Source organism: Carboxylicivirga caseinilyticus (assembly GCF_050589785.1).
GTDB lineage: Bacteria > Bacteroidota > Bacteroidia > Bacteroidales > Marinilabiliaceae > Carboxylicivirga > Carboxylicivirga caseinilyticus.
Genome location: NZ_JBNGOX010000022.1, coordinates 34,995 through 48,844 on the forward strand (window position 1 = coordinate 34,995; position 13,850 = coordinate 48,844).

Annotated in this window: 13 protein-coding genes; 7 read left to right on the forward strand and 6 right to left on the reverse strand. The window is 38.7% G+C overall.

Features of this window, described 5'->3' with window-relative positions; translation table 11 throughout:
- Positions 1-14: 14 nt before the first annotated feature.
- The 6 genes from ACRD62_RS12350 to uxaC all read right to left on the reverse strand — a co-directional run bounded on the left by ACRD62_RS12350 (position 15) and on the right by uxaC (position 6,642).
- Positions 15-1,289 (reverse strand): nickel-dependent putative hexonate epimerase, encoded by a 1,275-nt coding sequence (locus ACRD62_RS12350; protein ID WP_430820423.1) that lies wholly within the window; start codon positions 1,287-1,289, stop codon positions 15-17.
- A 23-nt stretch (positions 1,290-1,312) separates the two neighbouring features.
- Positions 1,313-2,392 carry a sugar kinase gene (locus ACRD62_RS12355; RefSeq protein ID WP_430820424.1) on the reverse strand — a complete coding sequence of 360 codons (1,080 nt, stop codon included), beginning with the start codon at positions 2,390-2,392 and terminating at the stop codon, positions 1,313-1,315.
- Between the two features lie 115 nt (positions 2,393-2,507).
- On the reverse strand, positions 2,508-3,347 hold the full coding sequence (locus ACRD62_RS12360; RefSeq protein WP_430820425.1) for an SDR family oxidoreductase: 840 nt from the start codon (positions 3,345-3,347) through the stop codon (positions 2,508-2,510).
- Positions 3,348-3,350: 3 nt separating this feature from the next.
- A complete protein-coding gene (locus tag ACRD62_RS12365; protein ID WP_430820426.1) occupies positions 3,351-4,022 on the reverse strand; it encodes a bifunctional 4-hydroxy-2-oxoglutarate aldolase/2-dehydro-3-deoxy-phosphogluconate aldolase in 672 nt (223 codons plus the stop codon).
- Positions 4,023-4,195: 173 nt separating this feature from the next.
- Positions 4,196-5,233, reverse strand: coding sequence for a PfkB family carbohydrate kinase (locus ACRD62_RS12370; RefSeq protein ID WP_430820427.1), 1,038 nt, complete (start codon positions 5,231-5,233; stop codon positions 4,196-4,198).
- A 5-nt stretch (positions 5,234-5,238) separates the two neighbouring features.
- On the reverse strand, positions 5,239-6,642 hold the full coding sequence (gene uxaC / locus ACRD62_RS12375) for a glucuronate isomerase (protein ID WP_430820428.1): 1,404 nt from the start codon (positions 6,640-6,642) through the stop codon (positions 5,239-5,241).
- Between the two features lie 314 nt (positions 6,643-6,956).
- Here uxaC and ACRD62_RS12380 point away from each other — a divergent pair, with 314 nt between their 5' ends.
- From ACRD62_RS12380 to ACRD62_RS12410, 7 genes are all read left to right on the forward strand, one after another.
- Positions 6,957-7,967, forward strand: coding sequence for a LacI family DNA-binding transcriptional regulator (locus ACRD62_RS12380; protein ID WP_430820429.1), 1,011 nt, complete (start codon positions 6,957-6,959; stop codon positions 7,965-7,967).
- 16 nt (positions 7,968-7,983) lie between these two features.
- Positions 7,984-8,820: a 5-dehydro-4-deoxy-D-glucuronate isomerase gene (gene kduI, locus ACRD62_RS12385; protein WP_430820430.1), complete on the forward strand. Its 837-nt coding sequence runs from the start codon at positions 7,984-7,986 to the stop codon at positions 8,818-8,820.
- A gap of 9 nt (positions 8,821-8,829) precedes the next feature.
- The gene (locus ACRD62_RS12390; protein ID WP_430820431.1) at positions 8,830-9,168 is read left to right on the forward strand and encodes a cupin domain-containing protein; all 339 of its coding nucleotides are present in this window, start codon (positions 8,830-8,832) and stop codon (positions 9,166-9,168) included.
- 15 nt (positions 9,169-9,183) lie between these two features.
- Entirely contained in the window at positions 9,184-9,984 is an 801-nt protein-coding gene (locus ACRD62_RS12395) for a gluconate 5-dehydrogenase (protein ID WP_430820432.1), read from the forward strand.
- A gap of 1 nt (position 9,985) precedes the next feature.
- Positions 9,986-11,146 carry a BT3233 family polysaccharide utilization protein gene (locus ACRD62_RS12400; protein WP_430820433.1) on the forward strand — a complete coding sequence of 387 codons (1,161 nt, stop codon included), beginning with the start codon at positions 9,986-9,988 and terminating at the stop codon, positions 11,144-11,146.
- Positions 11,147-11,304: 158 nt separating this feature from the next.
- Positions 11,305-12,291, forward strand: a complete 987-nt coding sequence (locus ACRD62_RS12405) for a GntR family transcriptional regulator (protein ID WP_430820434.1) — start codon at positions 11,305-11,307, stop codon at positions 12,289-12,291.
- 64 nt (positions 12,292-12,355) lie between these two features.
- On the forward strand, positions 12,356-13,828 hold the full coding sequence (locus tag ACRD62_RS12410) for a xylulokinase (protein ID WP_430820435.1): 1,473 nt from the start codon (positions 12,356-12,358) through the stop codon (positions 13,826-13,828).
- The last annotated feature ends 22 nt before the right edge of the window (positions 13,829-13,850 follow it).

The window sequence follows — 13,850 nt, forward strand, 5'->3', positions numbered from 1 at the left end:
GTTATTTTTATTTATTAATCTTTAAATCGATCTGGGTGAGCCCAAAGACCCATAGCCGGATTGGAAATATAATAAATTTCTTCTCCATCGGGTAGTGTATTGAATCCATCAACTAACTTTTCTGGATTATAACGAGCTATCATCTCGTCCAGAGGAGCATATTTAAAGTTTACAGATTCAATCTCATCTTTTGTCAAATGACCTGGACAGTAGGTGATTGAAAAACGTCCTTCGCTACTTCCGTGCATTAAATGAGCGGCAGCGCCAAGGTTGCTTTTTAAATCATCATTTTCTTCAATGGCTTTTAAAGTTGCAGGAGTTCCGCAGTAGCCATATTTGCGAATTAACTGGTCGATGGTAGCATCTTCACCAAATTCTTTTAGTGCGGGTGCCAGTACAATTAATTCGGCATTGTCTGCCAGGGCCATTCTGGTTCGATACACACTTTTATTACCTAGCCATGTGCTTTTAAACTCAGACGGATCTAAGTAAACAACCACTTTTTTAAGCGGTTGTTCAACCATTTTAAAATTAACCTTTAACGATAATGCTGCAGCCAATTCAAATACTTCAACATTATCTCCTATAAATAATCCACGAGTGACTGATTTGCCACTGTCGTCTTTACCTATTACTGTTAAAACATAGATGATAGGCAGGTGATTGGTGAAATTATCTGAAGCGTAGTTCAGCAATTGCCGAACCGGAGATTGAGTACGACCCATAATCCGTTCCATACCGTAAGCTGCACCCACAAAATGACTTTTGTTGATGCCTTCAGAACCTCCTGTACCAACAAATATGTTTTTGTTATAATTAGCCATACCTATTACTTCGTGTGGGACCACCTGACCAATGGATAGGATCAGATCATGTTCGCCATCAAGTAATAATTTATTTACCTGTGCTGGCCAGGTATAGTTTACCAGTCCTTCTGTTGCTTCAGATACATATTCGGCCGGAATCTCTCCAACTGTTACAATGTCGTTTCGCCAGTCATGCACTCTGAAAAGAGATGTCGGAACACCCTGAAACATATGGTTGATTTCTTCTGCAGTCATTGCTGCATGTGTTCCAAGAGCAGGTAAAACATCTTTTAGCTTATCGCCAAAATACTCATAGGTGAATGTTGTTAGCTCACCAGCCTTGGAATGAAATCTTGTATAATCGGGAGGAATTGCCAGTACTTTTTCCTTGTTACCCAGTTTTGTCAAAGCTTCAAACAAGCCTTTTTTCAAATCTGTATCACTGAGTACTGTATTTTCCGATCCTTTTTGATAGTAAATCATTGCTGTTGTTTTAAGAGTGCTGATTAACGTTGAACTCTTGCGTTTCCTTCCCAGACACTCCAAACCATCGCTTCATCAGCTGGTTGGGCATAATCGGTAAGGAAGGTAGTTGCCAGGGCTCCTGAGGCCCATCCGAACTGCATGGCTTTTTCAGCCGGCATTTCTTTTAAAACACCATAAAGCAATCCACCCACAAAACCATCTCCGCCACCGATACGATCCAAAACCGTAATCTGACGTGGTTCAATTACATGCCAGTTGGTATCTTGCAGCATTATTGCACCCCAAAGATGTTGGTTGGTGCTGATTACTTCGCGTAATGTGGTGGCAAAAATAGATGCTCCCGGATAAGTTGCTTTAACTCGGGTGATCATCTCTTTGAAACTATCAATTTTTGATTGCAAGCCTTCTCCACCTGCTTCGGGTCCTTCAATACCCAGGCATAACTGGAAATCTTCTTCGTTACCCACTAAAATATCGGAAACAGATGCTATCTCTGAAAATATTTCTCCTAATTCCTTTTCGCGACCTTTCCAGAATGTTGCTCTGTAATTTAAGTCAAAAGCAATTCGTGTACCATGTTTTTTTGCTGCTCTGGCCAATTCAAGGCAAAATTCACTGGTCTCAGGCGAAAGGGCAGCTATCAAGCCTGAAAGATGTACAATCTGTACTCCATCCTGACCAAATAATTTTTCAATATCAAAATCCTTCACACTTAAAGTGCGACCTACTTCACCGGCACGGTCGTTTTGTACACGTGGTCCACGTGAACCATAACCGCTATCAGCAATATTAAACTGATGACGGTATCCCCATGGTCCTCCCTGAGGCACTTCCGGACCTTCAAAGTCCATATGACGGCCTTTAAGATTGCTTTTAATAAACTCGGCAATGGGGCTTCCCTGAACAAATTTTGTTAATACTTTTACCGGTAAACCCAGGTATGAAGCAATGCTTGCGACATTGGTTTCGGCACTTGTGGCATACATGGTAAATTGATCGCTGCTGTAAACGGGCTGGCCGTTTGGTGGCGTAATGCGAACACCCATACTGGTGGGTACTACCAGAGCATATTTGCAGTTGTTTTTCAATTGAATACTCATTGTTATTTTGATCTAAGGGTTTTCAAGTATTTTACATTTGCTGGGAAGATAGCAGTAAATGGCATTTCACCATCTACTGCCAAGAGTTTACTTCAATAATTGCAATTTATTTTGTTTAAACACCACTAAAGGCGCTAAAACCTCCATCAACAGGAACAACAACACCGGTAACGAATTTTGACCAGTCGGAAACCAAATATAATAAGGTTCCGGCCAGTTCTTCTGCGTCGCCGTAGCGTCCCATCGGTGTGTTATTTATAATTTTCTGTCCGCGAGGTGTTGGCGATTGAGTTTGCTCATCAACCAACAAAAAGCGATTTTGGTTAGTTAAGAAAAAACCAGGGGCAATGGCATTTACTCTGATTCCTGTTTGAGCAAAGTGTACTGCCATCCACTGCGTGAAATTGTTAATAGCAGCCTTAGCTGCCGAATATGCCGGAATCTTAGTGAGTGGCGTATAACTGTTCATCGAAGAAATATTGATGACAACACCGTTTCTTTTCTCCAGCATGTCTTTTGTAAAAATCAAAGAGGGTAGGAGTGTCCCTTTAAAATTAAGATCGAATACATTATCAAAACCTTCCATCTGCAAACCATAAAAGGTTTTTTCAAGGTCAGAAATGTTTTCTTCTGTAATCATCTCAACCTGTGTCGTGGCTGAAGCAGAGTTTCCTCCTGCACCGTTTATCAGATAGTCGATGGTACCTAATTCGTTGTGGATGATTTCCAATGCTTTTACAAGAGATTCCTTGTTTAAAACATCGGCAGAGATACCAATTGATTTAGAACCGGTTGCATCTTCAATTTCTTTGGCAACCTTATCAGCTGACTCCTGATTACGATTTAAAATGGCTGTTTTAACTCCTTTAGTGGCTAAACCATGAGCCATGGCAGAACAGAGTATTCCTGAACCGCCAGTAATTACCGCTACTTTGTTTTTTACATTTAATTCCATGGATTAATTCTTTACTTCTTGGATATTAGCTATCAATTCTTTCACTTTATCAGCAAGGGCAGAATAGTTTTTAGCGTCCATAATATCCTTTGGAAATAAGTTTGATCCCATTCCCACACAGGTTACTCCTGCATCAAACCATTTTTTAAGGTTATCTTTTTCAGTGGTAACACCTCCTGTTGGCATTATATCAGTCCAAGGCATTGGAGCCTTAACTGCTTTTACAAAAGATGGTCCTCCAACTTCCGACGCAGGGAATACTTTAACTACTTCTGCACCTAATTCTTGTGCTTTATTAATTTCTGAAATGGTTCCGCAACCTGGCGACCACATTATTTTTCTGCGGTTACAGATGCGGGCCATGTTTTCATTCAATAATGGTGAAACAATAAAGTTAGCACCCGACTGAATGTATAAGGCAGTGGTTGCTTCTTCAACAATTGATCCGGCACCTAAAATCATACCGGGCAATTCTTTTAAAGCATACTTGTTTAGTTCGCTGAATAGTTCGTGCGCAAAATCACCACGGTTAACGAATTCAAAAACACGAATTCCACCATCATAACATGCTTTTACAACATTTTTACACACATCTAAATCGGCATGAAAAAACACAGGTACAACACCGGTTTCTTTCATCGCCATAAATACTTCTGTTCTGGAATATTTTGCCATTTTTTATCAAAATAAAACAAGCCGGAGCAAGTATATGTTAACAAGCTCCTCCAAGAAATTACTGTACTCCGACTTGTTGTAATCAAGCATTTTTTATCTAAAGTCCGAAGTTATAAGTCTGAAGTCCGTTTGTTAAATGTACTTCTTTCTATAAAAACTTCTGCTTTTATTACTTATCGTGAAACTCTTCCTGAAGCGTCGCCACCCATCAATTTCTCTACCTCTTCAACAGATACCTGGTTGAAATCACCCGGGATGGTATGTTTCAAACAAGATGCTGCTGTAGCAAAGTTGATGGCTTTCTGATCATCGCCTTCATAAGCAATTAAACCGTAGATTAAACCACCCATAAAAGAGTCTCCACCACCTACACGGTCAACAATGTGTGTAATTTGATAGGTAGGTGCCTGAAATAGGTTTTCACCATCGTAGATTACACCCGACCAGCTGTTGTGATTAGCACTTACCGATCCACGAAGGGTAGTAATTACTTTCTTGACGCGTGGGTATAATTTCATTATCTGTTGAGATACGCTACGATAAGCTTCTGCTTCAACGTGTCCACCAGTAATATCAACACCTTCAGGTTTGATACCCAATACCATTTCAGCATCTTCTTCGTTACCTAAAACAATGTCACAACCTGCAACGAGTTCCGGCATAACTTCAGAAGCTTTTTTGCCGTACTTCCATAGGTTTTTGCGATAGTTTAAGTCACATGTAACAGTAACTCCCATTTTATTAGCAACCTGAATGGCTTCCAGACATGCATCTGCAGCTCCCTGAGAAACAGCAGGTGTAATTCCTGTCCAGTGGAAGTAATCTGCATCCTTCAATATTTCTTCCCAGTTAAACATTCCTTTTCCAACTTCAGAGAAGGCTGAGTTTGCACGGTCGTATACCACTTTACTGGCACGTGCCACAGCTCCTGTTTCAAGGAAATAAATACCTAATCGATCTCCACCGTGAAGAATTTTGTCGGTATTAACACCGTACTTTTGAAGATCCATCTGGCACGATTTACCAATGTCGTTGTTTGGTAATCGGGTAACAAATGAAACATCTACGCCATAGTTGGCAAGTGATACAGCTACGTTAGCCTCGCCACCGCCAAAGGTAGCTTCAAATGATGTAGCTTGAGTAAAGCGCTGGTAACCAGGGGTGGCCAGACGTAACATGATTTCTCCAAAAGAGACTACTTTCTTTGACATTTCTATTAAAAATTAAAGTATGTTTTTGCGTTTTTATAGGAAACTCCTTCAACCATTTGTTTTAAGATAGATTCATCATTAGGAATCATACCTTTTTCAACTTCTTTACCCAGATGATTACAAACAATTCGACGGAAATACTCGTGACGAGGGTATGATAAGAAGCTACGGCTGTCGGTTACCATACCAACAAAGCGACTCAATAATCCCAAAGCAGAAAGGTCTAACAGATGTTTTTCCATTCCTGTTTTTTGATCAAGGAACCACCATGCTGCTCCATATTGTACTTTACCAACAGTAGAGCCATCGTTGAAATTACCACACATGGTAACCATCATCTCATTATCAGCTGGATTTAAGTTGTAAAGAATGGTTTTTGCCAACTGATCTGTGGTATCCAATAAGTTCAGGAATTGCGACATTTTAAGCGCATTCTGAGAATTGTTGATTGAATCCCAACCTGTGTCAGCTCCCATAATATTGAATTTACGGGTATTGTTGTTACGTAAAGCTCCAACGTGGAATTGTTGTGTCCATCCGCGTTTGTGATTTAACTTGGCCAATTCTGCCATTACACAACAACGGTATTTTTCAGTTTCTTCTTCGTCAATTGTTTTACCAGCCATTAATTTTAGGAAGATTGCATTAACTTCCTCTTGAGTATAAGCAGCAAAGAAGAAGCGGTCTGGTCCACTATCAGAAGCTCGGGCACCTAATTCATGAAAATATGCATGGCGACGATCCAATGCTTCAATCAAATCAGTTAAAGATGAGATGGACACATCAGCAACTTCTCCTAATTTCTCAATGTATGCTTTGAATTGAACAGGATCTTCTGTTTTAATAACATTATCGGCACGATAGGTTGGCACGACTTTAATATGATAACCTTCTTCTTTTAATTGCTTGTGATAGCGAAGATCGTCAGCAGGATCATCTGTAGTACCAACTACTTCTACATTTATCATCTCCAAAAGTTTTCTGGTACTGTAGTCTGGAGTTTGAATCATTGCTTTGGTAGTCTCAAAGATTTTTTCAGCTGTAACAGGAGAAAGTAAATCTGTGATGTTAAAATAACGGGCAAGTTCCAGATGGGTCCAATGGTAAAGAGGATTACCAGCTGTGTAAGGAACTGTCTCAGCATATTTCATGAATTTCTCCTTGCCAGAAGCTTTGCCGTTACAATAGTGTTCGTCTACGCCGTTAATGCGCATTGCACGCCACTTGTAATGATCACCTTCCAGCCATATTTGTCCCAGACTCTCGAATTGACGATCCTCGGCAATAAACTGTGGATTTAAATGACAATGGAAGTCAATGATTGGTTGGTTCTCTGAATACTCGTGGTATAATTTTTTTGAAGTCTCGGTTTCCAAAAGGAAATCCTTGTGTATAAATGGTTGCATCATCTAAAAAGATTTGAATTGTCATTAGCCGTTAACGAACACGAAGATGCAACGCAAAATTTATTTTTGCAATATTTACGATGAAAATTTTTTTAGTTAATATATTTAAATAGCAGAAAATGAGAAAGATAAAATTTTAATTTAAAATGAATTTTATTTAGCTGTAAATCACTCGAATGAATTATTCAAATGTTTTAAGTTGAAAAAATATTGAGATAAAACTTGTTTTGTGTGCAAACGATTGTATTTTTGTATTGCTTTAATGTGAATAGTATTTATTAAGGCAGAAATTAATTGCTGATTATAGTATATGACTAATGAAAAAAGTAACCATAAGTGATATTGCCAGGAAATTAAATATGACAGCCTCTACTGTTTCGAGGGCTTTGGCAAATAATACACGGGTTAGTGAAAGTACACGGGCAAAAGTGCAGGTGACAGCCAGGGAGATGGGATATCAGCCGAATGTTATGGCAGCTTCGTTGCGCAAAGGAACAAGTGATTCCATTGGTATGATTGTACCACGAATCAATCGTCATTTCTTTAGCAATGTAATCAGTGGAGTTGAGGAAATATTAAATCCGGCCGGATATAATCTGGTTATCATTCAAAGCGGTGAGATGTTAAGCCGGGAGGTGAAGGCTGTAGAGTCGCTGTTGCAGAACAGGGTTGGAGGGATTATTATTTCTTTGTCGCTTCAAACCAACAGTTTTGAACATCTGCAGGAAGTAATTAAGCACAATGTGCCGTTGGTTCAATTCGACCGGGTAACAAAAAGTCTGCCCGGATCAAAAATAACAAACGATAATTATACCGGAGGTTATCTGGCGACACGTCATCTGATTAAATGTGGATTTAAGCATATTGCTCATTTTAGTGGAAGTTATAAGCTAAGAGCTTATCGCGAAAGAAAGGCGGGTTATATAGCTGCTTTGGAAGAGGCAGGTATGAAAGTGGATGAGAAATTGATAGTGGATGATGTAATTACCCGTGATGCCGGTTATTCTCACATTCATAAACTAGTAATGCGTACCAGTGCTGATGCTGTTTTTTGTGCGGGTGATTATAGTGCTCTTGGGGCCATGGAAGGGTTGAAGTCTCTAGGTTATCATATTCCGGATCAATTTGGGATTGTGGGTTTTGCCAATGAGCCATTTTCCGAATTAATGGATCCAGCTTTGTCTTCAGTGGAGCAAAATGCTTTGGAGATGGGAAATAAGGTAGCCGCAGCTATGATAAAAGCTATTCAAAAGGAAGAAGTGCCGGAAGAAGAAGTTATACCTGTTCGGTTTATAGGTAGAAGTTCTTCATGGAAAGATTATAGATAACTAAAAATAAAATATTATGAGTTTAGAACTTCGTTATGCAGTACATCCTCAGGATGCTAAATCTTATGATACAGAACGTATCAGAAAAGAATTTTTGATTGAAAAAGTAATGGTTCCCGGCGAAATTAGTCTGGTTTATTCGATGTATGATCGTTATATGGTTGGAGGTGTAGTGCCTTTAGAAAAGCCAATTAACCTGGGAACCTATGATGAGTTGAAGTCTGAATATTTTCTTAACCGTCGAGAAATGGGAATTATCAACGTTGGAGGTAGTGGAACAGTTACTGCTGACGGTGTTGAATATAAATTAGAATATAAAGAGGCTTTGTACTTGGGTAGTGGCATTAAAGATGTTGTTTTTACCTCAGCTGATGCTTCAAAACCAGCTCATTTTTACGTTAATTCAGCTCCTGCTCATAAGTCTTTACCGTCTAAGCATGTTACTTTGAAAGATGCTAATGTTTTGCAACTGGGTGCATTGGAGACTTCAAATGAGCGTCAGATCAATCAGCTTTTGGTTAAAGAAGTTGTTGAGACTTGTCAGCTTCAAATGGGTATGACGGAGTTGAAACCTGGTAGTGTTTGGAATACTATGCCAGCTCATACACACAATCGTCGTATGGAAGCTTATTTCTATTTTGAGGTACCTGAAAAACAAGCGATCTGTCACTTCATGGGTCAACCAGATGAAACACGTCATATCTGGATGCAGAATGAACAGGCGGTGTTATCGCCATCATGGAGTATTCATAGTGCTGCAGGTACATCCAACTATATCTTTATTTGGGGTATGGCAGGTGAGAATCTTGATTATGGAGATATGGATGTACGTCAGCCAAACGAATTAAAATAATATTATTAGATGAAATATGTGGGTAAATACGACGAGTTGCCGGTTACAAAAGTAGCTGATGGCATTGAGCGGAGAATTTTAAAAACAGATCATCTGATGATGGTTAATGTTGAATTTACTGACGGACCAACGGAAAATCCGGATCCATTTCATTCGCATCCTCATGAACAGGTTTCCTATATGATCGAAGGTGAAATTTACTTGTTGGTAGGCGATGATGAAAAGGTATACCTTAAGGCAGGTGACCATTTTGCGATACCATCAGGTGTTCCTCATACTATTCAACGATTAACTCCGATTGTTAGACTCATTGATTGTTTTACCCCTTTACGACAGGATTTTTTATAAAACTTATTGCATAAAATGATACAAGAATTATTTGACTTATCAGGAAAAGTAGCCCTTATTACCGGTGGAACACATGGTATTGGTATGGCTATCGGTAAAGTGTTAGGAAAAGCAGGTGCTAAAATCTGTGTAAATGACCTGGCTGAAGATAAACTGGAAGCTTGTAAAGCGGCATATGCCAAGGATGGTATTGATGTTTACACATTGGTTTTTAATGTTACCAACGAGGCTGATGTTGACAAAGGAATTACTCAAATCGAGAATGAAGTTGGACCTGTTGATATCCTTGTAAATAATGCCGGAATTATTAAGCGTATTCCTATTTTGGATATGCCAATTTCAGATTTTCAACAAGTGATTGATGTTGACCTGGTTGCTCCATTGATTGTTGCTAAGCGTGTTGCTCCAAAGATGATTGAGAGAAAAGGAGGTAAAATCATCAATATGTGTTCGATGATGAGTGTTTATGGACGTAATTCTGTTTCGGCTTATGCTGCTGCAAAAGGTGGACTAAAGTTGTTGACAGCCAATATGTGCTGCGAATGGGCTAAGCATGGTTTGCAAATAAATGGAATTGGTCCTGGTTATATCGCAACCTCTCAAACGGCTCCAATTCGAGAAAATGGTCATCCTTTTAATGATTTGGTAATGACTCGTACTCCTGCTGCACGTTGGGGTGAGCCTGAAGATATAGGGAATGCTGCATTGTTCTTGGCATCAAAGGCAAGTGAATTCGTAAATGGTCATGTGTTGTATGTTGATGGAGGTATTTTGGCCAATTTTGGTTATGTAAAAGGCGAAAATGATCTTGACTAAGATGAAGAAATTTCTTCCAATTTCTGCAATGGTATTGGTGTTTGTATTTTCAAGATGCAGTGCACCAGTGCCTACAGTTACAGTGACGAATCCTGCTGATTTCAATCGTGTAATTGAAACAGTGGAAGTGAAGCTGGCTGATGTTAATATTCAAAATGGAAAAGCGATTGTAATCGATCAGGAGTCAGATAAAGAAGTTTTAAGTCAGTTGATTGATACAGATGGAGATGAAGTCTCAGATGTTATTCTGTTTCAGGTGGAGTTGAAGGCAAATGAATCAAAAAACTTTTGGGTAAAAGAAGGTGAGAGTTCTATAGAACCTACTGAAGTGAAAACATTTGCTCGCTTTGTACCTGAGCGTACCGATGATTATACCTGGGAAAATGATCGTGTTGCATTTCGTACGTATGGTCCAGAGGCGCAAAGGATGGTTGAAGAGAATATTCCGGGTGGAACCTTAAGTAGTGGAGTGGATTGCTGGTTGAAGAAAGTAGATTATTCAATTATAGATAAATGGTACGCTGGTTATCAGAATGACCACATGTATTATCATAGTGATCATGGTGAAGGTTTGGATAATTATCACGTTGGATCCAGTCGTGGTTGTGGAGGTACAGGAGTTTATAAAAATGGAGTGTTGTATACATCAAAAAACTTTGTAGCGCACAAGAGCTTTTTTAACGGTCCTGTTTCAACAGAATTTGAATTGGATTATATGCCTTATGATGTGGATGGTGCAATGGTGAAAGAGCGAAAAGTTATCTCCATAGATCTGGGTAGTAACATGACTAAATTTGTAGTGTATGTTGAAGGTACTGATACGCTTACATCTGGTGTTACATTTCACGATCGTAAAGGCACTTTTTCGAACAATGATGAATTAGGATGGATTAACTGGTATGCTCCTCATTTTGGCGAAGAGATCAGTAATGCTATTGTTGCTTCTTCTGATTATTATGCGGGCCATTCAAAAATTGAAACAGATGTGCCTGATGCGAGTCAAGGTCTGTTGCATTTAAAAGTTGTTGATGGTAAAGTTGAGTTTTATTCCGGATTTTTCTGGAGCGGAAGTAAACAATTTGAAGGTAATGAGCAGTGGGAAGCTTATTTAAATGTATTTGCTAAATGTTTGAATACACCTTTAAAAGTTGAAGTGAAATAATTCAAAATTGAAATAATGATAAGACCCGATTCTGATACAGGATCGGGTTTTTTATGTTTTAATAAAATAATTTTCTTAAAGAAAAGATGCTTCTTTTATAAATAAAGTTTACCTTTGACCATACCAGAACAGAACACGTAAAAATTAAAGTTTAGAAGATGGAGTTTAGTATTAATCCGGCAAGTGATATTCCCAAATTTCAACAATTGGTTGATCAGGTAATAAATGCACTTGCAGAGAATAAATTGTTTGAAGGGGATCAGTTGCCGTCGGTAAATCAGATTTGCCAGACTTATAAATTGTCGCGTGATACGGTTTTTAAGGCGTATGGGATTCTTAAAGAACAAGGTGTGATAGAATCGGTGCCCAATAAAGGTTACTTTGTTGCTAAAGAGGGGCGTAAGGTGTTTTTGTTTCTGGATACATTGAAAGCTTATAAAGAGGTTTTGTACGGTAGTTTTGTTAAAAATCTTGACAAGGATACTATTGCGGACGTACATTTTCATCATTATAATATTGATGTTTTTAAAAAGTTAATAACCGAAAGTCGGGGGAGGTACAGTAAATATATTATTATGCCATTTGCGCATAAGGGAGTGGAAGAGGTGGTAAGCATGTTGCCTGCTGATAAGACCCTTATTATTGACTGGGATACAAATATTAAAAGTATTACCAATAAGTTATATCAGGATTTTGGACAGGCTGTTATTGAAGCTTTATCGGAAGCAGAGCATTTGCTAAGGAGGTATAATAAACTGATAATGGTGTATCCTGAATTTACTAATCATCCCAAAATAACGGTAGACTATTTTAAGCAGTATTGCAATAAAAAGAAATTTGATTACAGTGTTTTAGTGGATTCAGGTACATTAAATGTGAAGGCTGGGGAGATGTATTTTAGTGTAAGTGATCGAATGCTTGGTGAGATACTGGAACAATGTAGGGAAAAGAAACTGGAGCCGGGTGTTGATGTTGGAATTTTATCGTATAACGAAACGCCGATGAAGAAATTTATTTATAAGGGTATATCTGTTATCTCAACTGATTTTAAGCTAATGGGACAAAAAGCTGCAGCTTTTGCTTCGGAAGATATGAAGCTGGATTTTTGTGTGCCAACAAAAATATTTTTCAGAGAATCATTGTAGTAATGAATCTTTTTTATAGCTTTGGACCATACCACAACAGAACGGAACACTAATAAAGCGCAATATGTATTCACTAGGTTTTGACATAGGAAGTTCTTCAGTAAAAGTTGCTTTGCTGGATGTAAATACCGGTAAGGCAGTTGATTCAGCTTTCTATCCGAAAGAGGAAATGGCTATTTCTTCACCTCAGCCCGATTGGGCAGAACAGCATCCGAATGATTGGTGGGCTAATTTAAAATTAGCTTTAAAGGATGTGCTAGGTAACTCAAAAGTAGAGGTTACTCAAATCAAATCGATTGGTATCTCATACCAGATGCACGGATTGGTAGTGGTGGATAAAGAAGGGGAGGTTTTACGTCCTGCAATTATCTGGTGCGACAGTCGTGCCATTAAATATGGTAACGATGCCTTTGATAAATTAGGTGAGGAACACTGTTTATCACATATGTTGAATTCGCCAGGTAATTTCACAGCTTCAAAATTGAAGTGGGTTAAAGAAAATGAACCTGAGGTTTTTAATAAAATTGATAAGATCATGTTACCTGGCGATTACATTGCGTATCGTTTAACCGGTGATATTGTTACTACTAAAAGTGGTTTGTCGGAAGGAATCTTCTGGGATTTTCAAACACAAAGTGTGTCAAAAGAACTTTTGGAATACTATGGTTTTGAGGCAAGTGTAATACCAACTATAAAAGAAACTTTTGAAGTTCAGGGAACATTAACCGAAGAAGTTGCAAAAGAGTTGAATCTGGCAGCAGGAATAGCAGTTTCTTACAGGGCTGGAGATCAGCCTAATAATGCTTTAAGCTTAAATGTATTGAAACCTGGAGAAGTGGCTGCTACTGCAGGAACTTCCGGTGTTGTTTATGGTGTTAGTGACCAGTTGAAATACGATCCCAAGGGCCGTGTTAATACATTTGCTCATGTTAATCATAGCAATGTCGATCCACGTTTGGGTGTTTTATTGTGTATCAACGGAACAGGGATCCTGAACTCCTGGTTACGAAAAAATATTGCTTCAGAATTGGACTATGTACAGATGAATGAAGAAGCATCTGCAGTTGCACCTGGTAGCAATGGCTTATTGTTCTTCCCGTTTGGTAATGGTGCAGAACGGGTACTTCAAAATCAGAATCCGGGTTCAAGTTTGGTTAATCTTAATTTCAATCATCATACAAGAGCACATATGTTACGTGCTGCTCAGGAGGGCATTGCATTCAGTTTTAAATTTGGAATGGATGTAATGGAACTGACAGGTATTGAAACAAAAGTTATCAAAGCCGGAAAGGCAAATATGTTTCTGAGTCCGATATTTCGTCAAACATTGGCAGATGTTACCGGCTCAACCATCGAATTGTATGAAACAGATGGAGCATTAGGAGCTGCCAGAGGAGCGGCTTATGGTGCAGGTTTATTCGACTCGTTGGATGTGGCATTTGAATCTTTAGCCAAGGTTGAGGTTATCGAACCGAATAAAGACAATGAGTCTGTTTTGAAAGCAGCATATGAATTATGGAAATCACAATTAAAATAAAAAACTTACAATCTAATAGTTA